The 22,752-nt window shown below is 54.1% G+C and carries 25 protein-coding genes and 1 riboswitch; of the genes, 5 read left to right on the plus strand and 20 right to left on the minus strand.

The annotated features are described in order from the left end of the window. Window positions 1-160: 160 nt before the first annotated feature. The 16 genes from H8696_RS10035 to H8696_RS10110 all read right to left on the minus strand — a co-directional run bounded on the left by H8696_RS10035 (window position 161) and on the right by H8696_RS10110 (window position 13,924). The gene (locus H8696_RS10035; RefSeq protein WP_249317295.1) at window positions 161-1,111 is read right to left on the minus strand and encodes an RluA family pseudouridine synthase; all 951 of its coding nucleotides are present in this window, start codon (window positions 1,109-1,111) and stop codon (window positions 161-163) included. Beyond that, the gene (lspA, locus tag H8696_RS10040; RefSeq protein WP_249317296.1) at window positions 1,101-1,676 is read right to left on the minus strand and encodes a signal peptidase II; all 576 of its coding nucleotides are present in this window, start codon (window positions 1,674-1,676) and stop codon (window positions 1,101-1,103) included. Before lspA ends, H8696_RS10035 begins: the two co-directional genes overlap by 11 nt. Window positions 1,677-1,751: 75 nt before the next feature. After that, window positions 1,752-2,084 (minus strand): DUF5665 domain-containing protein, encoded by a 333-nt coding sequence (locus tag H8696_RS10045; RefSeq protein ID WP_249317297.1) that lies wholly within the window; start codon window positions 2,082-2,084, stop codon window positions 1,752-1,754. Window positions 2,085-2,201: 117 nt separating this feature from the next. Next, complete coding sequence (locus H8696_RS10050) at window positions 2,202-2,798, minus strand: DivIVA domain-containing protein (protein ID WP_249317298.1); 597 nt, start codon at window positions 2,796-2,798, stop codon at window positions 2,202-2,204. Next, entirely contained in the window at window positions 2,799-3,389 is a 591-nt protein-coding gene (locus H8696_RS10055) for a YlmH/Sll1252 family protein (RefSeq protein ID WP_249317299.1), read from the minus strand. 181 nt (window positions 3,390-3,570) lie between these two features. Then, window positions 3,571-3,852: a YggT family protein gene (locus H8696_RS10060; RefSeq protein ID WP_249317300.1), complete on the minus strand. Its 282-nt coding sequence runs from the start codon at window positions 3,850-3,852 to the stop codon at window positions 3,571-3,573. A 3-nt stretch (window positions 3,853-3,855) separates the two neighbouring features. After that, a complete protein-coding gene (locus H8696_RS10065; RefSeq protein WP_249317301.1) occupies window positions 3,856-4,311 on the minus strand; it encodes a cell division protein SepF in 456 nt (151 codons plus the stop codon). Window positions 4,312-4,338: 27 nt separating this feature from the next. Beyond that, window positions 4,339-5,016, minus strand: a complete 678-nt coding sequence (locus tag H8696_RS10070) for a YggS family pyridoxal phosphate-dependent enzyme (RefSeq protein WP_249317302.1) — start codon at window positions 5,014-5,016, stop codon at window positions 4,339-4,341. A gap of 16 nt (window positions 5,017-5,032) precedes the next feature. Beyond that, entirely contained in the window at window positions 5,033-6,220 is a 1,188-nt protein-coding gene (locus H8696_RS10075; RefSeq protein WP_249317303.1) for an HlyD family efflux transporter periplasmic adaptor subunit, read from the minus strand. A 232-nt stretch (window positions 6,221-6,452) separates the two neighbouring features. Beyond that, complete coding sequence (gene sfsA / locus H8696_RS10080) at window positions 6,453-7,151, minus strand: DNA/RNA nuclease SfsA (RefSeq protein ID WP_249317304.1); 699 nt, start codon at window positions 7,149-7,151, stop codon at window positions 6,453-6,455. A 64-nt stretch (window positions 7,152-7,215) separates the two neighbouring features. Further along, window positions 7,216-7,827: an ECF transporter S component gene (locus tag H8696_RS10085; RefSeq protein ID WP_249317305.1), complete on the minus strand. Its 612-nt coding sequence runs from the start codon at window positions 7,825-7,827 to the stop codon at window positions 7,216-7,218. A 62-nt stretch (window positions 7,828-7,889) separates the two neighbouring features. Then, window positions 7,890-8,004: riboswitch (FMN riboswitch) on the minus strand. Window positions 8,005-8,074: 70 nt separating this feature from the next. Then, window positions 8,075-9,343, minus strand: a complete 1,269-nt coding sequence (gene eno, locus H8696_RS10090; RefSeq protein WP_249317306.1) for a phosphopyruvate hydratase — start codon at window positions 9,341-9,343, stop codon at window positions 8,075-8,077. Continuing rightward, a complete protein-coding gene (gene msrB / locus H8696_RS10095; protein ID WP_330605424.1) occupies window positions 9,333-9,785 on the minus strand; it encodes a peptide-methionine (R)-S-oxide reductase MsrB in 453 nt (150 codons plus the stop codon). Before msrB ends, eno begins: the two co-directional genes overlap by 11 nt. A gap of 79 nt (window positions 9,786-9,864) precedes the next feature. Continuing rightward, entirely contained in the window at window positions 9,865-11,721 is a 1,857-nt protein-coding gene (locus tag H8696_RS10100) for an ABC transporter ATP-binding protein (protein ID WP_249317307.1), read from the minus strand. Continuing rightward, entirely contained in the window at window positions 11,718-13,451 is a 1,734-nt protein-coding gene (locus H8696_RS10105) for an ABC transporter ATP-binding protein (RefSeq protein ID WP_249317308.1), read from the minus strand. The genes H8696_RS10100 and H8696_RS10105 overlap by 4 nt, the downstream gene beginning before the upstream one ends. Continuing rightward, complete coding sequence (locus tag H8696_RS10110; protein WP_249317309.1) at window positions 13,448-13,924, minus strand: MarR family winged helix-turn-helix transcriptional regulator; 477 nt, start codon at window positions 13,922-13,924, stop codon at window positions 13,448-13,450. The genes H8696_RS10105 and H8696_RS10110 overlap by 4 nt, the downstream gene beginning before the upstream one ends. A 162-nt stretch (window positions 13,925-14,086) precedes the next feature. On the opposite strand from H8696_RS10110, the gene H8696_RS10115 reads away from it, so the two are divergent. The 4 genes from H8696_RS10115 to H8696_RS10130 all read left to right on the plus strand — a co-directional run bounded on the left by H8696_RS10115 (window position 14,087) and on the right by H8696_RS10130 (window position 18,231). Next, window positions 14,087-14,788 carry a tyrosine-protein phosphatase gene (locus H8696_RS10115; protein ID WP_249317310.1) on the plus strand — a complete coding sequence of 234 codons (702 nt, stop codon included), beginning with the start codon at window positions 14,087-14,089 and terminating at the stop codon, window positions 14,786-14,788. 109 nt (window positions 14,789-14,897) lie between these two features. Further along, on the plus strand, window positions 14,898-16,157 hold the full coding sequence (locus tag H8696_RS10120) for a hypothetical protein (protein WP_249317311.1): 1,260 nt from the start codon (window positions 14,898-14,900) through the stop codon (window positions 16,155-16,157). A gap of 90 nt (window positions 16,158-16,247) precedes the next feature. Beyond that, window positions 16,248-17,342: a M23 family metallopeptidase gene (locus tag H8696_RS10125; RefSeq protein WP_249317312.1), complete on the plus strand. Its 1,095-nt coding sequence runs from the start codon at window positions 16,248-16,250 to the stop codon at window positions 17,340-17,342. A gap of 127 nt (window positions 17,343-17,469) precedes the next feature. Then, window positions 17,470-18,231 (plus strand): sugar phosphate isomerase/epimerase family protein, encoded by a 762-nt coding sequence (locus tag H8696_RS10130; RefSeq protein ID WP_249317313.1) that lies wholly within the window; start codon window positions 17,470-17,472, stop codon window positions 18,229-18,231. A 42-nt stretch (window positions 18,232-18,273) separates the two neighbouring features. Here H8696_RS10130 and H8696_RS10135 read toward each other — a convergent pair whose 3' ends face one another. The 4 genes from H8696_RS10135 to H8696_RS10150 are packed head-to-tail and all read right to left on the minus strand — an operon-like array spanning window position 18,274 to window position 22,287. Beyond that, the gene (locus tag H8696_RS10135) at window positions 18,274-19,359 is read right to left on the minus strand and encodes a GerAB/ArcD/ProY family transporter (RefSeq protein WP_249317314.1); all 1,086 of its coding nucleotides are present in this window, start codon (window positions 19,357-19,359) and stop codon (window positions 18,274-18,276) included. 4 nt (window positions 19,360-19,363) lie between these two features. Continuing rightward, window positions 19,364-19,582 (minus strand): hypothetical protein, encoded by a 219-nt coding sequence (locus H8696_RS10140; protein WP_249317315.1) that lies wholly within the window; start codon window positions 19,580-19,582, stop codon window positions 19,364-19,366. A 3-nt stretch (window positions 19,583-19,585) separates the two neighbouring features. Then, entirely contained in the window at window positions 19,586-20,785 is a 1,200-nt protein-coding gene (locus tag H8696_RS10145; protein WP_249317316.1) for a Ger(x)C family spore germination protein, read from the minus strand. 11 nt (window positions 20,786-20,796) lie between these two features. After that, window positions 20,797-22,287 carry a spore germination protein gene (locus H8696_RS10150; protein WP_249317317.1) on the minus strand — a complete coding sequence of 497 codons (1,491 nt, stop codon included), beginning with the start codon at window positions 22,285-22,287 and terminating at the stop codon, window positions 20,797-20,799. Between the two features lie 130 nt (window positions 22,288-22,417). Here H8696_RS10150 and H8696_RS10155 point away from each other — a divergent pair, with 130 nt between their 5' ends. Beyond that, a complete protein-coding gene (locus H8696_RS10155) occupies window positions 22,418-22,747 on the plus strand; it encodes a PadR family transcriptional regulator (RefSeq protein WP_249317318.1) in 330 nt (109 codons plus the stop codon). The last annotated feature ends 5 nt before the right edge of the window (window positions 22,748-22,752 follow it).

Consider the following 22,752-nt stretch of genomic DNA (forward strand, 5'->3'; position numbering starts at 1 on the left):
GAGCGCCTCCTTTCATACACAAAAAAAGCCTTGCCACCTGCTGACAAGACTGCACGAAAAAACGCACCACCTTATCAGCCTCACGGGACCAATTTAAAGGTTGCCGTTGTTCTTAATTGGCGTAAGTATATCACAGGCCCCATCCTTTGTCCATCCTTTTTCAGACAGGATACCCGCTTTTTTTGCGGAGTTTTTCCACCAGTTCCTGAAAGGCCTCGGGCGGGGCGGCCTCCAGTTCCATCGTCTCGTCCGTCCTTGGATGAACAAAACGAATCCGCCAGGCGTGAAGAGCCTGACCTTCCGCAATGCCGAGAGAACCCTTTGCCGGTCCATAGAGCTCATCCCCCACCACGGGATGGCCAAGCTTCGCCATATGCACCCGGATCTGATGGGTGCGTCCGGTCTCAAGCCTGCACTCGATCAGGGCAGCTGTCTGATAGCGCTCCAGAACACGGTAATGGGTCACCGCCTGTTTGCCGCCTTCCACCACAGCCATCCTCTTTCGATGAACGGGATGACGACCGATGGGTTCGTTCACCGTCCCGCCGTCCTCCCTGAAATTGCCGTAAACCACTGCCAGGTAGGTGCGGCCCAAGGTGTGACCCTTCAGCTGCTCCGCCAAAAAGCGGTGGGCACGGTCATTCTTGGCCACCACGAGAAGCCCGGATGTCTCCTTGTCCAGCCGGTGGACAATGCCCGGACGGATCACGCCGTTGATACCGGACAGATGATCCATATGATGGAGAAGGGCGTTCACCAGCGTGCCCGTGAGGTTACCCGCGGCCGGATGGACCACCATGCCGCAGGGCTTGTTGATCACCGCCAAATCCTCGTCTTCATAGACAATATCAAGGGGGATGTCCTCCGGCTCCAAGGAAAGTTCCACCGCCTCCGGCACGGAAAGCTCCACTGCGTCACCGGTCTTCAGTTTGGCGCCTGCCTTGGCCGTTCTGCCGTTTAAAAGAGCCTGACCGTCCTCCAAAAGCCGCTTCAAATAGGAGCGGGAAAGCCCATCCACCCGCTCCGTCAAATAGACGTCCAGCCGCACGCCTTCATATTCTTTTTCCACAAAAAAGCGATGCACGTCGGCATCGCTCCTATCATGAATCAATCTTCTCCTCCCCACCGACCGGCGGCGCTTCCCCAGCTTTGGATTCGGCTCCGGTCCCATTCTCCCCCGCCGCGGCTTCCTGCTCCTCAGGCTTGTCCTTTGGCAGAGGCTTTTTGGCGTCCCATCCAAAAATGATGCATGCGCATAAAAGAATACCGCCGATGACCACAAACATATCCGCCACATTGAAGATCGCAAAATTGATGGCCTTAAAATAGAAGAAGTCCACCACATAGCCCTGGAACAACCTGTCGATAAAGTTGCCCAGCGCGCCGCCCACCAAAAAGGAGAGCGAAAGCATGAACAGCCTGGTGGTCCGCTTGCGGTTTTTAAAATAATAGACGATGATGACCGCCACAAAAATTATCGTGATCGCAAGAAAAAACGGGCGCGCACCCTCCATCAGACCAAAAGCCGCACCGTAGTTTTCCGTGTACGTGAGATGAAACACATTCTTCCACAGGGGCAGGTCCCCGAAGGGCAGGGGCATTAAATATTGAACCGCCAGATATTTGGTCAGCTGGTCCAGCCCCACAATCAGGGCTGCTATCAATAAAAAAGACAATGTTTGCCTCCAAAAAAACCGTTGTAGACTCTTAACGTTTATTATAGCAAAAAAAAAGCATGGAGTCATGCTTTTTTACAGCTTGTTTTCAATGATATTCATGATATCGTTGATCATATCGCCGATAAAAGGGATCTTTTCCCAGCCCACTTTCTGGAGCACATAGATGAGCAGGGCGCCCAGCAGGGAAAAACCCACAGCCATTCCCAGCCCCCGAGCCACGCCGCCAATAAAATTTTTCCAGAGCATTCGTTTGGGATCGGTAAGGTACGTCAAATATTCATCCACCTTCTCATGCTCCAAAGAGGCTGCCAGACGGTGCATCTCCTCCCGCATCCAGGCGCGTTTCTTCTCTTCCCTTTGTTTTTTTCGATCCAACCGCTTCGTGCTCAAAGTCAAAACTCCCATTCAAATTCCCCCCACATATCACTAATATGGCAGTTTTGCTTTCCAATTAACCCGAATTAAGAAAAGAGCGGAGGGATTCAAAAAAAGCGATGCCTTTTTAACGGCATCGCTTTCATGTTATTCCTCTTCAGGCACTTCCAGATGGACCGGCTGTCCTGGCTCGCTGACGAAAGCTCCGGTGTCCACTTCTTCCTCCTTTGGAACGGGAAATTCATTCATCTGCTCCATCCGCTTTTGGCTCTGCTTCAGCGTCTCAAGCTGAAGTTCCAGCATATCCTTCATGCTCAGATGGTATCGGTAGAGCTTCTCCTCCAGGGAACGCTGGCGGCTTTCCATGGCTTCCAGCTCCCCATTGGCCTCCTCCATCATCCGCTGATGCTGGCTTTTGGCCTCCTCCACGATGTGCCTTGCTTCCGTTTCTGCCTCCTCCAGGATGCTCGCCGCCTTGCCGTGCGCCTTTTCCACCAATTCATCGGCGGCCCGCTGCGCAGTGACCAGCGTTTCCTTCAGGGTCGCCTCCATGGCCTTGAAGTATTCCATCTGCTCCATCATCGACGTAATGCGGTCCTTCATATCGGAATTATCCCGGTAAAGCTGTTCGAAGGTGGCCACCACTTCATCCAAGAAGCGGTCCACCTCCTCTTCCTGATAGCCCCGAAAGCTCCGGGAAAAGTCCTTGTTGTGGATATCCATGGGCGTCAACGCCATACTCATTCACTCCCTTTTCCGATATCGGTCAATAACCACGCGCATACGGTCCTTTTTCGTCTCGCCGCAAACCTCATGGATGCGGATGCGGCCCCAGCCCCGGATGGACAGAAGGTCATCCTCCGTAAGGCGGATGTCGCTTCGATAAACCGGTTCATGATTGACCTTGATCTGTCCCGATGCAATCATGGCTGCAATCTTGCTGCGGGACGATTTGAGCGCAGCACTCAAAAGAGCATCCAGCCTGAGGGATGCCGCTGTGATAACCTGCTGGTCCAGCGCAGGCTCCTCCAAATTGAGCCCGTCAAGGGATAATGCCCGAACCCTCACCGAGGTCCGGCCCACCCGGTCCAGCTGGCCTTCCACATACTTTGCCATGTCGGGAAGCATAAACACCACCGCCCGCTCCTTCTCCACCGCGATATCCCCAAGGCTCTCCCGTACGATGCCAAGGCCCATGAGCGAGCCCAGAATATCCCGATGCCCGGCGCTGCCAAAACGGCTGTTCCAAGAGATCTCCAGGGCCGCAAGGTAATCGGACGCATCGGTCTCGCCCTGGCGGGTCAGCACCATGATCTTCCGTTCCGCCCAAGGCACGCCGCCCTCCAAAGCTATATGAACATCATAGCCTTTTGCGGCGTTTTTCGCAAGGTTTTGTTGCAACGGATCCAAAAAACGAGTAGCCCAAGGCTTGCCGGTACGGGCAACCCCTTGGGCTCTTGCTTCAATCTCCGCAACGAGAAATTTTTGTTTCTTATCCTCGCCGTTCATCATTATCTCAATAGATCAGCCGAATCATGATCATCTGGAAGAAATAGCCCACCGCCTGCAGAGCGATGATCGCCAGCATGGGCGAAAAATCGATGGGCATGCCTCCCGTAAATCGAGACATCAATTTGCGGAAAGGGTTCACAAAAGGAGCGGTGAATCTGGCTAAAAATTCCCGCACTTTATTGTAAGGCGGCAGGAACCAGGACAGCAGCGCTTCAAGCACAATCGCCCAGGTCACGATCTGGATGAACCAGTTGACGCCTACGGTGACGTAACGCAGGATTTCCAAGTATTATTCCCGCCTTCCAAAGCTGCGATGGGACTTAAGCTCCTCGGGCATGTTGGTGGAAATCACGACCTGAGCAGGGGTGAGGATATAGATACCGTCGGACAGACGCTTGAAATTGCCATTCAGCGCATGGACCGCACCGCTCATGAAGTCCAGCATGCGCAGGGCCACGTCGGTTTGAAGGTGCTCCAAAATCACGAAGACCATCTTTTGCTCCTTCAGATGATCGATGATGAGGCGGATTTCCTCGTAGTCCATAGGCTTATAGACCATCACCTGAGGACGATCGGCGCCGTTCGTCGGCATGTTGACAATCTTGCCCTTGCGGTTCTCCCGTTTTGCCTTGGGAGCCTCTTCCTGGACGGATTCGATCTCCATGCCTTCGTCCATGCCGTACTCGTCATCCATTTCCGCCTGGAGTCCGATCGCTGCCATGAATTTGTTCAACGCGTTTGCCATTTTTATATACCCTCCTCTTTATTGCGGTCAGGCTCTGGCGCCAAAAAGCGCTCTGCCCACCCGCACCATGGTTGCACCTTCCCGGATCGCCGCCTCAAAATCGTGGGACATCCCCATGGATAGGTGCGCCATTTGAATTCTGGAATCGTGCTGGCCGCGGATCCCCTCAGCCAGTTCCCGCATTCTGGTAAAATAGGGTCTCGCCGCTTCCGGATCCGCTACCGGCGGTGCGATGCACATCAGGCCCCGCACCTCAAGATTGGGACAATCCACCACCCGGTCCAAAAAAGCCGGGAGGTCCTCCTCCATTAAGCCGCCCTTGGTTTGCTCTCTGCCGATATTGATCTCGATCAAAACCGGCATCACGATATCCCGCTTTGCGGCCTGACGCTGAATCTCTTCCATCAAAGAAAGCCTGTCCAGCGAATGAATAAGCGCCACCTTATCCACGATCTGGTGAACTTTATTGCTCTGCAGCTGCCCGATCAGATGTACCTCCACCGGATGGAGCTCCGGCAGCTTGCTCAGAAGCTCCTGCACTCGGTTCTCGCCAATCCTTGCAAGGCCCCGGTCGATCATAGCGTTGATTCTTTCCGCATCCACCGTCTTGCTCACGCCGATCAGCTGAATATCTTCAGGTGCGCGCCCGGCCGCTTCTGCAGCTTTTTGAATGCGCCCTTGGATCTCTAAAAGTTTGTCATCCATCCCATCCACTTCTTTTCTAGCGGCATTTGACGGCCTGATTGACCTTGATGGTCTCTCCGCCGTTCAACTCCCGAATCAAATAGGATTCATCGTTCTCTTCCAGCACTTCCACACCCACGAAAGTTTCCTCCCTGCCGTTCACAATGTAAACGCCCTTTTGTCCGCTCTTCTCATAAAGAGCGTCCTTTGGGATCATAAAGCCTTCCTGGCTCTTCCCAATGCTGGCTTTGGCTTCCCGAACGTTGAGAAGCGGCTGGATATCCTGCTCCACCGACAGGATGGTCAGGTGATCCTTGCCCTTGTCCTTGTCCACCACGACCTGGCCGGTATAGGTTGCATTTTCCATGCCCTCGAAGACGATATCGTAGGTCTCGCTGAGAGCCAGATCGGAATTCTCATCCCCAAGTATGGCCACATACCATGTGTTGCTGCTCACCAGGCGGTACAGGGGCTGATCGATTTTCGCCTCCTGCTGGTTGCTGTAGCTGGCACTTCCCTGCAACAGGGTCTGGATGTCCTTCACCGTGAGCTTGTCCAACTCCTGGGGATTGAGCGCGGCTTCATTGCCATCAAAATAAAAGCTTACGATGCCGGCTTCCGGGGCAAGCTCGTCCTTCTTCCAAGCGTTGATCTTGGTCAGAAGATTCTGTTCCTCCAGATACAGTTCGTTCAGCTGGCTGTCCAACGGAACGATCTGGCGAAGATGGGCCTTGCGCAGTTCGATCAGTTGATTGAGTTCCTCCTCCAGCTTGAGGGTCTCGGTTCGGTCCTCCGCATCGTAGACGGCGTTCAGTTGATTCTGCTTTCCCTTGATCGCCTGATCAATGGTGGATAGATTTTCATTCTTAATATCGGCCAGCGCGCCGATCTGATATTCATAGATCTTTTTTTGCAGCGCATCGTAGTCATCGAGAGATTTCTGGTCGTAACCGGCCTGATAAACCTCCACAACCTTGTCCCCCTGGGCTACGCGCTGACCCTCTTCGGCCACGTAGACAACCTTGCCCGCACTCTCCGCCTTGACCACCGTCTCTGAACGGAGCAGCACCACGTCCTTCTTTGAACTGGAGGACATGATTCCCCAGTCCACAAAGGCGGTCTTGGAGCCGCCCATATTGGCCAGCAGGATGATGATTGGGATCAGCACCACTATACCCACAAAAACATAGAAGCGGGGTTTAATTCTACGTATGCGTATCCTCATTCAGTCCCTAACCCTTCCGTATCCTTCCAAACGCTTATGGAAAACAAAAAAATGCCTTCCAGCGAAACTATTGCTTGATTACGTCAACAACATATTCTCGCTTGAAGGCAAAACTCCTGCTTATTTTTTGAAATTTCTAAAAAAATGTTTGCGCTTTCTTGCTTCAACAGCACCCTTTTCAACAAATTCCCCAAGTTATCCACAGAGAATAATGTCTACATAACCGATTATATTATGTCTCTTGTCGAAGAATGGGCACGTTATGGGAAACCGAAACGCACTCCTCCGTGACCTGGCAGCCAAAGGCTCCAGCCAGGCCGCCCGCTCTCAAAAGCCGCCAAAAAGCTTCGTCAAAATGGGAATCCATGGCCCGATTGGGGCGAAAGGCTTTGGCATCCTCCCTCTGAATGATAAAGAACACCGCCGCGCCGTAGCCCGCTTCCAGCGCATCCTTCAGATGCTCCATGTGTTTGGCGCCCCGCAGGGTGGGTGCATCGGGAAAAAGTGCCAGGCCATCCTCCACCAGGGTCACACACTTCACCTCACCCAGCCACAGCCTGCCCGCCATGCGAAAGCCCAGGTCAAACCGGCTGCCGCCATGGACCACTTCCCGCCGTATATCCGCCGCTTCTTCAAAGCCCGGAAAAAAACCCCGGCGAAGCCCCTCTTCAGCGATATCATTGGTCCAATGGGCGTGGATCATCACCCAACTGCCTCGGTAACGCACCATGACCAGGGTATAGGCCGTCTTTCGTTCCGATCCCGCTTCAGCCGGCAGAAGCAGTACCTCCGCACCGACAAGGAGCAGTTCCCGCATCCGCCCCGAATTGGGCACATGGCATAGACAGGGCTCCCCATTTACAGCCACCCTGGCCGCAAACCGGTTGAGCCGTTCCATAAATTGTCCTTTCACCAAACCTTCCAGCCGCATAGTATTCCTCCGTAAGCGCTTTCAATTTGTTTTAAAGAAAAGCCCGGCCGAAGCCGGGCCCCTATTATTCCCGTTCCACCGCCGACAAAGTGGGCAGCAAAGGCTTATAGAGAAGCCCCACCACCAGCATGCCCAGCAGACCCTTGATGATGTTGAAAGGCGCCACCGCCAAAAGCCCGTAGCCCACCATGGGTGAAAGCCTGCCCTGCAATCCCAAAATCTCCATAATGGGCGTCATGGCTCCTGCCAGAGCCTCCGTGGAGATGCCCGCCGCGGGCACCAAGATGAACACGTTTGCCAGCGGACCCACGATGGCCACGCACAAAGTGCCCCAGGCGATGCCGATGAGCGCGCCTCTGCGGATGGGATGGGCCCTCGTCCAAAGGGCCGCCGGAAGCACCAGGCCAAGGCCGATCAGCAGGTTGGCCAGCTGCCCCGCGCCGCCAAAGGACAATCCTTTCAGAAGAATGTGGACCAGATTTTTCAGCACCTCGATCGTCACCGCCGCCCAAGGACCGAGGGCAATACCGCCAAGGAGCGCCGGAATGTCGGAAAAATCGATCTGGAGCCAGGGCGGAAACAGCGGCAGAGGGAACTCCAGATACATCAGCACTACAGCCACCGCTGCCAGCATGGAAACCCGCATCATCCATTTGGTCTTTGCTTTTGATGTCATATCTCTTCCTTCCTTTCTTTGAGCACGGAAGAGAAGAGTCCAGGGGCTTTTGAGTACAAAAAAGGAACTTTCTTTCATCCAGACTTTACTGTCGGCCCAGGAATCACCTGGTCAACCCCAAGGGGGCTCGCGGGCTAAACCGCCGGTCGGGAATCGCACCCTGCCCTGAAAGAACCTTCAAACTTCCGTATGCACTTTTAACGGGGCCATTATAGCACTGGCCCCGTTAAAATGCAACTTATTCCATTCAATCTACGAATTCTTTGGGAACCCGGCCGAAGCCCGCCTCCCGGCCAAGCTCATGTTCGATGGCCAGCAGGCGGTTGTATTTGGCCACACGTTCGCTGCGGCAGGGCGCGCCGGTCTTGATCTGGCCGCTGCCAAGGGCCACCGCCAGATCAGCGATGGTCGTATCCTCCGTCTCACCGGAACGATGGGAAATGATCGAGGCGTATCCGGCGTGATGGGCCATGGCTACCGCATCCAAAGTTTCGCTGAGGGTGCCGATTTGATTCATCTTCACCAAAATGGCATTGCCCGCGCCCATTTGAATGCCTTTTGAAAGCCGCTCGGTGTTGGTCACGAATAGATCGTCCCCCACCAGCTGCAGTTTTCCGCCCAGCGCCTCGGTGAGCATCTTCCAGCCCTCCCAATCCTCTTCCGCGAGACCATCCTCCAAAGAAATCACCGGGTACTCGCGGGTCAGCGCCTCATAGTAGTGAACCATCTCCTCGCTGCTACGTTCGGAGTTGGCAAAATGATAGACTCGGGCTCCGCTGTCATAAAATTCACTGGCTGCCGCGTCCATGGCCAGCTTGACGGCGTCGGTATAGCCGGAGCGTTCCACCGCCTCCAGAATGGCATTGATGGCCTCCTCCGCCCCGCTGACCCGGGGTGCAAAGCCTCCTTCATCCCCCACGCCGGTGGATAATCCCTTATCCAGAAGAAGGGTCTTGAGGTTCTGGTAAATCTCGGCGCACATACGAAGAGCCTCCCTGAAATTTTCGGCGCCCACCGGCATGATCATAAACTCCTGAAAATCAAGGCCGTTGTCCGCATGACGGCCGCCATTCAGGATGTTCATCATGGGCACCGGAAGGACATGGGCGCCGATGCCGCCAAGATAGCGGTATAGCGGCAGGCCATGGGCCTGCGCCGCAGCCTTGGCCACCGCGATGGATACGCCTAAAATGGCATTGGCGCCAAGATTTGACTTGTTCTCGCTGCCATCCAGAGCAATCATGGTCTCGTCGATCTCACGCTGCCGGAAGACCTCCATACCCACAATTTCGTTGGCGATGGGCCCGTTTACATAACCCGCCGCCTTTTCCACACCCTTACCGCCAAAACGGTTGCCGCCATCGCGGAGTTCCACCGCCTCAAAGGTGCCCGTCGAGGCGCCGGAGGGCACTGCAGCCACGCCCTGAATGCCGTATTCCAGCTCCGCTGTCACCTGCAGCGTTGGATTGCCCCGAGAATCCAAGATCTCCAGGGCCTCTAGTTTTTCAATTTTCATTTTGATCTCCTTCCTCAAATAGCCTGACCCATTCCCCATACCCTTCGGCCTCCATATCCTCCAGGGGCACGAAACGCAGGGCCGCGCCATTGATGCAGTAGCGCATTCCCGTGTTTGTGGGGCCGTCAGGGAAAACATGGCCAAGATGGCTGTCTCCTTCCGCGCTTCGCACCTCGACGCGCCGCATACCGTAGCTGTGATCCATCTGTTCCACAACCTGGCCTATGGGCCGGTCAAAGCTGGGCCAGCCGCAGCCCCCATCGAATTTATCCTTCGAGGAGAACAGCGGCTCGCCGCTGACCACGTCCACATAGATGCCCGGTGCCGCAAGGTTCACGTAAGGACTGGAGAAGGGTCGCTCCGTGCGATTGTTCTGGGTCACGTCAAACTGTTCCGGGGTGAGTCTTTCCCTCAAATCCTGGCGGTTCCACTTTTCATTCATGCTTCATGCCTCCTTGTTCCTACTTTTCCCACATCCGTCCTGTTTCATAAAAAAAGCCCGGAAAAATCCGGGCTTTTGTTCATGCCGACTGCTGACCGGCGAACTGACTGTTGTAAAGATCCGCGTAGAATCCCTTTTGCTCCAGGAGTTCTTGATGCGTGCCCTGTTCGATCACATGGCCCGCGTTCATCACCAGGATGAGATCGGCCTCCTTGATCGTGGATAAGCGGTGTGCGATGACGAAACTGGTCCGTCCCACCATCAGCTTATTCATGGCCCTTTGGATATAGACCTCCGTTCGGGTATCCACATTGGAGGTGGCCTCATCAAGGATCAAGATGGGCGGATCGGCCAGGATCGCACGAGCGATGGTGAGCAGCTGCTTCTGACCCTGGGAGATGTTGGAGGCCTCCTCGTTGATCACCGTGTCATAGCCATGGGGCAAAGTGCGGATGAATCGGTCCGCATAGGCGGCCTTGGCCGCTGCATGGATCTCCTCATCGCTCACCTCGCGGTTGCAGGAGTAGGCGATGTTCTCCCGAATGGTGCCGTTAAAAAGCCACGTATCCTGCAGCACCATGCCAAACAGGGATCTGAGATCGTCCCGCGGCATTTCCCGAATATCCACGCCGTCCACCAAAATCCGGCCCTCATCCAGCTCGTAGAAGCGCATGAGCAGATTGACCAGCGTGGTCTTTCCTGCGCCGGTGGGGCCCACGATGGCCACCGTCTGACCGGATCTCACCTCAATATTGAGATTGTCGATGAGCGGCGTATCCGGGCTATAGGAGAAAGCCACATCCTCAAAGGTCACGTGGCCCTTCGGCATGGACAACAGCTTGGGATCGCTGGTGTCGGGCACCTGCTCCGGTTCGTCCATGATTTCAAACACCCGCTCCGCCGCTGCTACGGTGGACTGAATCACGTTTGCAATGTTGGCGGTCTGGTTGATCGGCTGGGTGAACTGCCGGGCGTACTGGATGAAGGACTGCACATTACCGATGGTCATGCGGCCCTTGGTCACAAAAACCGAGCCCAATACACAGATAATCACATACCCAAAGTTGCCCACAAAGTTCAGCAGCGGCATCATGATACCGGAGATAAACTGACTGCGCCAGCCCGATTCATAGAGCCGTTCATTGATGCCATTGAATTTATGGAGAGCATCCTCCTCCAGCCCATAGGCCTTGACCACCCGGTGACCGCCGTAGATCTCCTCCACATGACCGCTCATGTCGCCAAGAGAGGTCTGCTGGCCCAAAAAGTAGCGCTGGGAGTGTTTGACCACAAAACGGGCGGCGAGAGCGCTCAGCGGGAGAGTGCACAGCACCACAATGGCCAAAATCCAATTGATCTTGAACATCATGAAGGTCACGCCAATGAGCGTCACCACCGAAGTGACCGTCTGGGTCAGGGACTGCTGCAGCGTGTTGGCGATGGTATCCACATCGTTGGTGACCCGGGAAAGCACGTCCCCATGGGACTGCCCGTCAAAATATTTGAGAGGCAGCCGGGAAAGCTTTTGGTCCACCTCTTCACGAAGGTCGTACACCACCCGCTGAGACACTCCGGCCATGATAAACTGCTGCACCCAGTTGAACAGCGCGCTCAAAAGATAATAGCTTGCCAGCACCAGCAGGATATCAAACACCGCCGAAAAAACATCCTGCGCAAGGGTGCCCGGCACGGAGAAATATTTGAACAGTTCGGTGGTGGCCTGACCCAGCTTATCCGGTGCCAGGATCATGAATACGGTGCTGATCGCCGCCGCCACAAACACCACGAAAATTTTCCAGGCGTGGGGTTTAAGATAGGACAATATGCGTTTCAGCGTTCCGGAAAAATCCTTGGGCTTTTCAAAGGCCATGGCCACGCCGGGGCCGCCCGGACCGCGGTGACCGCCAAGGCCCCTTCTGGTTCTACGTTCACTCATGCGATCTCCTCCTCCGAAAGCTGGGAGGCCACGATCTCGCGATAGACCTCACAGCCCTGCATCAATTCTTGATGGGTGCCGATACCGGCGATCCTGCCGTCATCCAGCACCAGGATATGGTCGGCGTTCATGATGGAGGCCACCCGCTGTCCCACAATGATGACCGTGGCGTCCTCCGTCTCTTTGGCCAGATCCCGTCTCAGACTGGCTTCCGTCTTGAAATCCAGGGCGGAAAAGCTGTCGTCAAAAAGATTGATCTTGGCCTTCCGCACCAGCGCCCGGGCGATGGAAAGACGCTGTCGCTGGCCGCCGGACACATTGGTGCCGCCCTGTTCAATCCTGGCCTCAAAGCCGCCCTCCATCTCCTCCACAAAGCCGGAGGCCTGGGCGATGCTGGCGGCCTTATGCACCTCTTCGTCCGTGGCGTCCTGCTTGCCCTGGCAGATATTTTCCGACACCGTGCCCGCAAAAAGCACGGCCTTTTGCGGAACATAGGCGATACGGTCCCGAAGCTCCTGACGGGTCATATCCTTCACATTCACCCCATCGACCAGAATCTCACCCGATTCCGCATCATAAAAACGCAGGATCAGGTTGAGCAGCGTACTCTTGCCCGAACCGGTGCCGCCGATGATGGCCGTCACCTCGCCGGGCCCGGATCTGAAGGAGATGTGCTCCAAAGTGGGCTCCTCGGCGCCGGGATAGCGAAAGGTCACATCCCGGAACTCCACACTCCCCCGCTGATCTTCCGCCGGCTTCTGCGGCAGTTCGGGGTCGTTAATCTCCGGCTTCATGCCCAGCACCTCGCTGATACGGCTGCCCGCCGCTGAAGCCCGGGGAAGCTGTACAAACAGCATGGTGGCCATCATGAGGGCCATCATGATCTGCATGCCGTACTGTATGAAAGCCATCAAATCGCCCACGCCGAGATCCATATTGACGACCCGGTGGCCGCCCACCCAGACCACGACCACCGCCAGCATGTTCATACCGAACATGACCGCCGGCATCATGGCCGCCATGATGCGCTGAATGCGGATGGCCGTGCGGGTCAGATCGGTGTTGGCCTCGTCAAAGCGTTTCCGTTCATACTCATCCTTGTTGAAAGCCCGAATGACCCGAATGCCCGTCAGCTTTTCCCGGAGCACCAGGTTGATGCGGTCCACCTTCTTCTGCATCGATTTAAACAGCGGGAAGGTCCGGCCCGCAATGAGCATCACGATGATGAACAAAACGGCGATAATGCCGATAAGCACCCAGGTGAGCTGCCCATCCTTGCCTGCCGCCATGATGATGCCGCCAACAGCCATCATGGGCGCCATCAGCATCATCCGCAGGAACATCACCAAAAACTGCTGCATTTGGGTGATGTCATTGGTGGTTCGGGTGACCAGAGAGGCGGTGCCGATCTGGTCAAATTCGTTCAATGTGTATTTTTCCACATGCTCAAAAACATCGTGGCGCACATCCTTGCAAAATCCTGCCGCCGTTCGGGAAGCCAAAAAGGCCGCACCAATGGTGGCAACGCTTCCGCCCACCGCGACCAGCAGCATGAGTCCGCCCTGCTTTATGATGTAATTCGTACCCGCGCCGCCCGCGATGCCTTCGTCCACGATCCGCGACATGATATCCGGCATGTACAACTGAGCCAGGCACTGAAGAAAAACCAGTACCAGCACGCCTGCAATGGCCCCAACATAGGATTTGAGGTACCTAAAGAGTTTTGTCACACTTGATCATCTCCGATCTCGCCCTTTTTTATTTGACGGTGTCTCATATATTCCGCCGTTTTATTGAGCAGCCTTGCCAGTTCCTTGGCATCCTCGGGGCCCATGTATTGGATAAGGCCATGAAAGCGCTGCATGAGTTCCCTTCGCCCCCGCTCCATAATTTCGCTTCCCCGTTCGGTCAGCTTCACCAAAACCGCCCGGCGATCTTCAGGATCGATGCTCCGTTCCAAAAAGCCCTTCCGTTCCAACGAATTGATCATCTGGGTCACCGTGGGCGGGGCAACATCAAGGCGCCTGCTGAGTTGACTGACCTTTAACCCCTTTTCCCCTCCGTGGGCATGAAGCATGAGCAGAAGCGTTATCTCGCTGCGGCTCGCTCCAATCTTGGGTCCATGCTTTTCAACATGCAGTTTTTGAAAGGCATGAAAGGCCTCCATCAACTGCCGAACTACCCCATTCATTTCCGGGTCCACGATATCCCAGCCCCCTTCATATGCTTAGGCATTTAATTTATTTGCCTAACTAATTATATGAATCCTTCCATACTTTTGTCAAACCATTTTCCTGAGTAAACATTTACAAAGCTCCATCTCCCCCCTATAATAGGTAGTATCAGTTCACGAAAGGAGATAGCTATGTTTTATCGCAGACTGCCCCTTGAAAAATGCGTCAATGTCCGGGACTTGGGAGGCTACCCGGCCCAAAAGGGCACGGCCACCCAATTCGGCCGCTTCCTTCGGGGCGATGCGCTCTATGACCTATCCCAGTCGGATCTTCGTTTCCTGTGGGATTACGGCGTCAGGAACGTCTTTGACCTCAGGGGAAACGCGGAAAAGGAAACGGAGCCCAATGCCTTCAAGGGCGTGCCCGGGGTTACGGTATATGACATTTGTCTATGGGATACCGATGCCTATGCCGATACGGTGCATCTCATCTCCAACGGCATGGGTGATTTCTATGTAGCGCTGGCGGACCGTTATCCGGACAACCTGGGCAGGCTTTTCACGCTGATGGCGGAGTGCGAAGGCGGCATATTGTTTCACTGCTCCGCGGGCAAGGATCGAACCGGTGTGACAGCGGCCCTGCTCCTTGGACTTGTTGGCGTGGCATATAACGATATTGTGGCCAATTATCAGGTAAGCAACACCTACATCCGGGTCAATTCCCAGCGTCCCGCTCTCCGGAACGTGCCCATGAACGCCCTCAGTTCCGACGCTTCCTACATTGAACAATTCCTCGATTTTATAAAGGAGAGGGGCGGCGCCCGGGAGTTCTTGAAAAGCACCGGCGTGTCCGAGACAAACCTGAACCGGTTGGCGGAAAAACTGGTGACTTGACAATCCAATTTGCGAGGGGAGCGCCGGCTCGGGCCGGCGCTTTTTTTCGAAGGGTTTCTTCCAGATTCCCTCGTCCAATGTAAAAAAGATTACAAAAGAGGGATTTGGAATGTCATCTGTCACACGAAATGCCGGCAGCCTGTTTGTGGAAGCAGTACTGCTCATCTCCCTGGGTGGATATATGCTCACCTATGGCGGAATTTTTATGGTATTTTTTCATATTTTATCGGTGCTGCTGCCCCTGGTTCTGGGTACGGTGGGCATCTATCGCTGCGTTTTTGAAAATACTGCATCTTTGGGATCAAGGCTATGGAAAAATTTTGTCCTCATTCTGATCTCTCTGGCCATCCTTATTTTCAGGGATGCCTATTTCACTCTTTTCCCCATTTTGCTGACCCTGTATGTTTTAGCCATCCTGGCCATCCGCGGCATGGACTATGCTGTGTACCGGCACCAGCGGGTACCCGCAAGACCCGTTCTCTTCAGCGCCCTTGCGGGTATTCTTGGAATCATCATCTTTGCCTGTGCGGCCCGCATTATCGGCATCCGCACCGTCATAACCCTTTCGGCTCTCCATGGAATTGTCTACGGGCTTTACACACTTTGGAACGCATTTTCCATGGCGGTCATCGCGCCCGATCTGCCCCGGTTTCGCCCCCGGCACCGCATGCTGCCTCCCCTTTTCATCACCACCTTTCTGCCCTATGGAATGCTCCGCCTGATGCGGAGCTCACCCAAGGCTAAGGTCCTGTTGGAGGAAAACGCACGCCATTGCAGTGCCAACGGCCCGGCGGACATGGAGGTGCTCATTCACGTGACCAAAAAGGATTTCGGTATCGTGGGCCACGTGGATTTCGTTTTTGAAGGAACCGTCTATTCCTATGGAAGCTTCGACGATAGCTCTCACCGTCTAAACGGCGCTCTCGGCGACGGCGTCCTTATGATGGCTGAAAGCAAAACGGAATATATCCGTTTTTGTCAAAGCTTCAGCGAAAAAACTCTCTTCACCTATGGACTTAAGCTCACCGAGGAGCAAAAAGCAAAGGTGCGTTTGAAACTGGACCGGATCATGATGGAGACCGAGCCCTGGCAGGCTCCCATCCGGCACAATCCGGCGGCGGGCGACTATGCCAGCACCATGACGCGTGCCTTTGGCGCTTCCTATCGCCGCTTCACCGGGGGACGCTTCAAAACCTATTTTATTCTTCGCACCAATTGTTCCTTTTTCCTTGAAGAGATCCTGGACGCCGTGGGGTTCGAGGCTCCGGGCTGGCTGGGTATTCCCACACCGGGCAGCTATTACAGCCTCCTGGAACAGTATTTTTTGGAACCCCAAACCCCGGTGGTGGCCAAGCATCTCTACGCTTGACTTCATGGGGCTCCATTGACTTTGATGGAGGAATGGCATACGATGCAGATGAAGCGGCACCATTCTCCGCCATCAAAAGGAGGCATTCCCATGAAAATTCAGGCACTCCCCCAATCGATCATCAATCCGGCACTCAAGGTCAGGGACGATATCAAATCGGATTTCGTCCTGAAGGCCCTCATCCTTGCCAATGATGGGACGGGGCCGCTGACGATTACAAAATTGACCTATGGTCTGGTGGCCTTAAACCAACTGGTCAAGGAGATCGTCTATCCTGGGGATGCCCTTACGGAAAGGCTTGAGGACGGCTATCAGCAAATCGTCTCAAACGATCCATGGATCCTGAAATCAATGCTGGGCTCCTCCATCCGCTGGCGACCCGAAGTAATGAGCAAAACCCGGGTCCTGCAGCCCGGTCAGGAGGCCGTACTTCTCAATGAATATTTCATTGCCGTCGCCGCCCAGCCCATCGATGCCGTGGAAATCCGCGTTCAGTACCAGCAAAACGGCATTGAGGCCAGCGAACGGCTCGTTCTGCCAGTGACAGACTATCACACCCGAAATGCTTACACCTTCCCCCTCAAGGGTGTGTGGCAGGTCAGCGGCAATTACGACTTTTACTTTGGCCATCGCACCCATTACGCTCTGGAATTCTCCATTGATATGGAAAAACTCAATAACGACGGCATGCTCAAATGGAAGGATGCCATGGCAAACGAGGACTTCGTCTCCTACGGCCAGCAGGTTTTTGCCATCGGTGACGGCGAGGTGGTGGATTGTTTCAACGATGCCCACTGGCGCATCCTCTTCCATGATGATTTTGCCGACAAGGAGAAAAGAAGGATGCTGAAACAAATGGAGGAGCAAGTGGGGCGCATGCCCCTTCAATACGGCAACTATGTGGTTTTAAAGCATGCTCACGGAGAATACTCCGTCTATGCCCACATGATTGAGGGCAGCGTGGCCGTGCAAAAAGGAAACCACGTGCGGCAGGGCGACGTGCTGGGGCGCGTCGGCAATGTGGGCTTTTCCACCGGTCCCCATCTGCACTTTCATTTGATGGATGGGCCGGATGTTTACAGCGCAAGAGGGCTCCCCTGTCATTTCACAAATCTAATGGACTGCCGCAGAAATCCCCTGTCCCTTATTCAGCAGGAATACACATTGGTGATGGCTAAGCCGTAAAATACTTCTGTTATAAAATATAAAGCAAAGTTTATTGAAAAAAATTTTTCTGTCCGATACAATGTGTACGTATATAAGCTCTGCCGTCGTGTGCAGTGCCATGCAGCTACAATTAGGGGGGAATACGATGAAAACGAAAATAGGCTTTCAACTCTCAAGCATAACGCCCTACCTTGACACCGAGGAACATATCAAGGATTCCTTAAGCAAAATAGCGCAAATTGGTTATAAATTCGTTCAGCTTCAGGGAGTTCCGGCCCAGATTGACAATCAATTTCTTGCCGGGGAATTGAAACGGAACGGCTTGGTCTGTGTTGCAACCCAGGAGGACTATCCTTTCGGTTTTGGCGAAAACCCCGGGGCGGCAATTGAACGGGCTGTCGCTTGCGGGTGCCAATATCTCGCTTTTGCCTTGATTCCCCGGGATGTCAATGATACGGATAAGCTAAAAGCGTTTGCTGAAAAAATGGGTGCGATTGAGGAAATGGTCAAAAAGGCCGGGCTGATTTTTTCTTTCCATCCCGTTGGAAGCGACTACCGTGAAATGGAGGGTGTTCCGGTTTTTCAGCGCCTGCTGAAGCTCATGCCGGATCTGCATTTGACATTCTGCCTTCAATCCGCCTTTGGAAGCACTACCAAGATCGAGGATGTTTTCAAGAAGTACGAGGGTAAGATGGAACTTGTCCACTTCAAGGACAACATCATACTCCCCGATGGCAGCAACCAACTCGTGCCACTGGGCGAAGGCCTGCACGATTGGAAACCCTACTATGAAATGTGTAATATGCATGCGGTAGAATATGTTTTTGCGGAACAGGAACGCTGGACGCGGGATGCCTTCGACTGCGCTCAAGCGTCCTATGACTACCTTTTGAAATTGCAGCAATAAAAGCCGTAAAAAATAGCTCTTCGGTACGCCGGAGGGCTATTTTTATATCTTTTTTCGGATCTTGCCCACGATGAGCACAAGAACGGGAACGGCAAACTCCATGGTCAGCTGAATGGGCATCAGCACGTCGCTGGAGAGATTCTCCAGTTCCTTTTTGTCCCTTGCAATGAAAAGAAACGCGCAGAGCATAAACAGCAGTATGGGGGTGATCATCTGCCGGTCCATCCGCATCTTAAACACCCGGCCAAACAGCTCCTTGGCAATGATGGCCAGCAGCGTAATCTGCATGAAGTCAATACCAATCCAGAGGGAGAGGATGAAGGCGTCAAAACGCTCGATGATTCCAAAGAAGGACAGATTCTTGACCATCATGAAAAAGGGCATGGGCATTCTGGCGGTGACGGAGGAACCCAATACGCCCACCACGGTGATCAAAAGAATAAGCGTGACTAAGCCAATGGTGAGCATGGCCCGAAGCCCATGTTTTTTCATCTGATCTTTGCCCACTATCTGCCGTCCCAGAAACATCACCAGCACCACATTGCCCCATACCCCTGCAATGGTATAGGATCCCAAAGCAGCGTCGGCCGCGTCCTGGAGAACGATGGGATAGAGGTTCTCCAGCTTCACATTGAACAGGGCAAGCGCAAAGTGCAGCGCAAAAACCACCATGATGATCCCAAAAAGAAGCTGACCCAGCCGGGCGAAGGAAACCAGGCCGCCCCGTGCGACAAAATAGACGACCGCCAGCATGATCACGCCCAGCATGAGGATGGATACGTTGGGCAGAATGGTGGAAAGCACCCGCTCCGCATAGAATCTCAGCGCAACGATCAGCTGCAGCATCACCTGAAAAAGGTATATTCCCATGACGATGCGTCCCACAGTATTGCCTAGAGCCTTACACAATATATCGGCAAGACTTCCCTGGTCCGTCTTAAAAAAACGGGCCAGAATAAAAATAAGCAGAATACCCGGAATGGACGCCGCCACCGGTACCAGCCAGGCGGCCTTGCCCGCCATGGCCGCCGCAGCCTGCGGCGCAACACGGATGGTCGGGGCCAGAACCCAAAGCAGGTACAAAATCATGGCCTGTTTCAGCGAGATCTTCTTGTTATCCTCTAACATCGCTTCACCCCTTGATCCCAAGTAAATTGAACAGATGCTCGGATACGCTGGGCTGATATACATCCTGCACATAGATGATGCCAATCAGGACGGCAAGGAGCATCAAGGCGCTGTAAACCACCTTGTCCACCGTCTTCGCATTGCCCTTTTTCATCATGGAAAAATCATAAAAGGCGCCTATCAGTGCAACGAATATAATGACCGCCAAGCTTGTCGTTGTCATGGCTTACCGCCCCTCTCCATTCGGTTCCCGGATGTTATAGGTCCGGTTTACCTTGGATTCGATTTCCACGCGGATGGGAATTGCTCCGAAGGTTTCATTCCAATCGTCTTTCATCTTCCTCCAGCGCAAGGGGTGCTGGGCCTCCAGCGCCTGTCCCGCGCCCAAAAAATCGGCCTTCAGATCCTGAGCACGGCCGATAAGCTCCTCCAGCTGTCCCTTGACCTGGTCGGATTGGAGCTTGGCCAGTTCCGATAAAAGGTCTTCAGTGAATTCGACCTGGGACTGAATTTCAGTGACATTCGTGGTGAAATGGACTTCAAAGACGATTTCCCTGAGCTCCTCACCTTCAAAGACCGGTCTGACCTTGCAGGCGGACTCCAGCAATTCGAGGGCCACCCGATTGCCGTCCTCAAGTTCAACCTCCACGATGTGTTCATTCATCCTGTTGCGCAGGATGGCAACGCCATAGGAATCGGGGGTCTCAATCGTATCCACCAGCTTATCGTCCTTGATCACTCCATAACCTTTGATGACCACCACCGGTTTCCCATCCTCTTCTTCCAGAGCGAGGATGGGCACCACCCCGGCCGTGGAAGGGTTATCCAGCATGTTAACAAGACCGAGGAGATCCACGGGTGCGCCGGTGCTGAGGGCCTCAGCACTGGTAATCAGGGCCTGCAGCTGATCGGCCAGAACCGAATCGCTTTCCTTGGTTTTATTCATCAATTCCTCGGCACTTATCCCCTCCGCCACAAAGACGTTGGAATTCAGTCTAAGCTCGTTGTTCCGTGCCAAAGCATCGATATATTTGGCAATGCCCTCCCGGGCTGCGTCCTCACCAAAGATAATAAATCCCATGTGGCCCCAAAAGATGGTATAATCCACACCAAACTGCATCTCGTTCATGCCATTGGCCACGGTGGCCGCCTCCCGGCTCATCACCACCACGTTGCCCGTGCCGCCTCCGCCTCCACCGCCTTCTCCTTTGCTCGAGGTTTCCGATTCCGTCGTGCCGCCCAGCTTATCAATGGAAGCCGTGATGCGGATATTGCCCGCATTTTCACTGCCCTGATCCAGACCCAGGGCCCGAACCATTTCAATTTCATTGATCTCCCGGCGCACAGGCAGTATTCGAGAGCTGCCGCAGCCGGTCAATACGCATCCCAGTATCAGGGTTACAGCCAGCGCTATCCAACGTTTCATGGGTCCGCCTCCTATTTTTGTTTGCGTTTATCCTGCGCGTTGAAGGCCCTTGGCCTGAACTTCTGCATCCATATGGGAAGCCGGATCATGGTATCCGGAATGATCTCCTCGCTGTTGGCCGCTACATAGGGCGAAAGGTAGGGCACGCCAAAGGACTCTACAGTACAAAGGATATAGAACAGCACCAAAACGCCGAAGAACAGCAGCATCAGCCCCCCCAGGGAAGCGAGGACCACAAAGATAAATCTCCAAAGGCGAAGGGCATTGGTAAAATCCTGGTTGGGAATGACGAAGCTTGTGATAGCGGTGGTGGCAATCACGATCACCATGGCCGGCGAAACGATCTGGGCGTCCACCGCTGCCTGACCCACAATGAGCGCACCCACAATGGATACCGTCTGCCCCATGTTCTGCGGCAGCCGAAGCCCAGCTTCCATCAGCATATCGAAGGCAAGCAGCATCAAGATCACTTCGGCAAAGGATGGAAAGGGCACCCCCATTTTGCTTTTCATGATGGATATGGCCAGTTCCGTTGGGATCATCTCCTGATGGAAGGTGGTCAGCGCGATGTAAAACGCGGGAAAAAGCAGCGTTACAAAGATGGCCAAATAGCGCAGCAGGATGATCATGCTGGCAATCCAGAAATTGTTGGCGTAATCCTCGGGGGCCCGAATGAATTGGGTCATGGTACCGGGCACGATAAAGGCCGTGGGCAGCTCATCGATGATGATGCCCACCTGCCCATCCAGAAGTTTGCCGCAGAAGTTGTCCGGCCGCTCGGTGATCATCACCTGGGGAAAGGGCAGATATTTGTGCTCCACAATGTTTTCCTCAATCACTGCCGTGGTAAGCACGCCGTCCACGTCGATGGCGGCCAGGCGCTCCCGCACCGTCTGCACCAGTTTGGGATTGGTCAGTCCTTCGATGTAACAGATAACCAGGGAGGTATGGGTGCGCTGGCCAATCTTGCCCGCCTCCAATCTGAGGTTGGGCGATTGAATCTTGCGGCGAATCTGCACCGTGTTGCTGCGAATGGATTCCACGAATCCGCTTTTGGAGCCCTTGAGCACATTTTCATCGGAGGGCTGCTCCACCGACCGGGTGGGAAAGCTTCGGGCCTCAAAGGTCAGTACCTCGTCCGTCACCTTCTCCAGAAAAAGAGCCATGGAACCGCCGAGCACATCCGTCAAAATATCGTCCATGGTGTTGCGGCGTTTAGCAAAGGTATGATACACAGCCCCCTCCATCATGGCCGTGAAAAGCTCGTGTGGATCCTTTATCTCATCGAAGACCAGCTCCTGCTGAAAAGGCTTCAGCACCGATTCGCTGAGCGCCTGATAGTTCACCAGGCCGTCTACAAAACAGATATGGGCCTTGAAACGGGGATCTCCGGAGACATTGATCTCCCGGATCACCACGTCCTGATTGTTGGCGCCCAAAATATCGATAAACGCCTGAAACGTCAGTTTCTCCTGTTCCTTTGATTTTCCAAACCAAGCCATACTAACCCTCCATTTCTCCTATTTTGAACCTACGCCGGAAATTTATACTGGTGCGAAATTGCTATTCTACAAATATTACATTGACACACATAGTACATTGCGGTATAATGCACCTGAGCGAGGTGAAATTATGGATGGCATCAGCAGCGATCTCATACGCGGCCATATTGACACCATTATTCTGCGGGTCCTGATGGATGAAGACAACTACGGCTATGAGATCATCAAAGCGATCCGCCTTTTGAGCGATGGGCAGTATGAGCTCAAGGAGCCCTCCTTGTATACCAGCCTCAAACGGCTGGAAAAACAGGGGCTCATCGAAAGCTATTGGGGCGACGAGAGCCAGGGGGGCCGGCGAAAATACTATCGGATTACGCCATCGGGAAGAATTCTTTTTGCAAAGGCTTTGGAGGAATGGCAAACAGCCCGGGCGTTAATCAGCCGCTTAATTGAAAGATGAGGTGA

This window comes from Gehongia tenuis, assembly GCF_014384795.1.
In the GTDB taxonomy this organism is placed as follows: Bacteria; Bacillota; Clostridia; order Christensenellales; family NSJ-53; genus Gehongia; species Gehongia tenuis.

Coding starts and splice junctions, on each gene's coding strand:
- H8696_RS10045 (WP_249317297.1), bottom strand. CDS start 2,084: ATGGGAGTTTTGACTTTGAGCACGAAGCGGTTGGATCGAAAAAAACAA.
- H8696_RS10050 (WP_249317298.1), bottom strand. CDS start 2,798: ATGAGTATGGCGTTGACGCCCATGGATATCCACAACAAGGACTTTTCC.
- H8696_RS10065 (WP_249317301.1), bottom strand. CDS start 4,311: ATGGCAAACGCGTTGAACAAATTCATGGCAGCGATCGGACTCCAGGCG.
- H8696_RS10070 (WP_249317302.1), bottom strand. CDS start 5,016: ATGGATGACAAACTTTTAGAGATCCAAGGGCGCATTCAAAAAGCTGCA.
- H8696_RS10075 (WP_249317303.1), bottom strand. CDS start 6,220: ATGAGGATACGCATACGTAGAATTAAACCCCGCTTCTATGTTTTTGTG.
- sfsA (WP_249317304.1), bottom strand. CDS start 7,151: ATGCGGCTGGAAGGTTTGGTGAAAGGACAATTTATGGAACGGCTCAAC.
- H8696_RS10085 (WP_249317305.1), bottom strand. CDS start 7,827: ATGACATCAAAAGCAAAGACCAAATGGATGATGCGGGTTTCCATGCTG.
- eno (WP_249317306.1), bottom strand. CDS start 9,343: ATGAAAATTGAAAAACTAGAGGCCCTGGAGATCTTGGATTCTCGGGGC.
- msrB (WP_330605424.1), bottom strand. CDS start 9,785: ATGAATGAAAAGTGGAACCGCCAGGATTTGAGGGAAAGACTCACCCCG.
- H8696_RS10100 (WP_249317307.1), bottom strand. CDS start 11,721: ATGAGTGAACGTAGAACCAGAAGGGGCCTTGGCGGTCACCGCGGTCCG.
- H8696_RS10115 (WP_249317310.1), top strand. CDS start 14,087: ATGTTTTATCGCAGACTGCCCCTTGAAAAATGCGTCAATGTCCGGGAC.
- H8696_RS10120 (WP_249317311.1), top strand. CDS start 14,898: ATGTCATCTGTCACACGAAATGCCGGCAGCCTGTTTGTGGAAGCAGTA.
- H8696_RS10125 (WP_249317312.1), top strand. CDS start 16,248: ATGAAAATTCAGGCACTCCCCCAATCGATCATCAATCCGGCACTCAAG.
- H8696_RS10130 (WP_249317313.1), top strand. CDS start 17,470: ATGAAAACGAAAATAGGCTTTCAACTCTCAAGCATAACGCCCTACCTT.
- H8696_RS10135 (WP_249317314.1), bottom strand. CDS start 19,359: ATGTTAGAGGATAACAAGAAGATCTCGCTGAAACAGGCCATGATTTTG.
- H8696_RS10140 (WP_249317315.1), bottom strand. CDS start 19,582: ATGACAACGACAAGCTTGGCGGTCATTATATTCGTTGCACTGATAGGC.
- H8696_RS10145 (WP_249317316.1), bottom strand. CDS start 20,785: ATGAAACGTTGGATAGCGCTGGCTGTAACCCTGATACTGGGATGCGTA.
- H8696_RS10150 (WP_249317317.1), bottom strand. CDS start 22,287: ATGGCTTGGTTTGGAAAATCAAAGGAACAGGAGAAACTGACGTTTCAG.
- H8696_RS10155 (WP_249317318.1), top strand. CDS start 22,418: ATGGATGGCATCAGCAGCGATCTCATACGCGGCCATATTGACACCATT.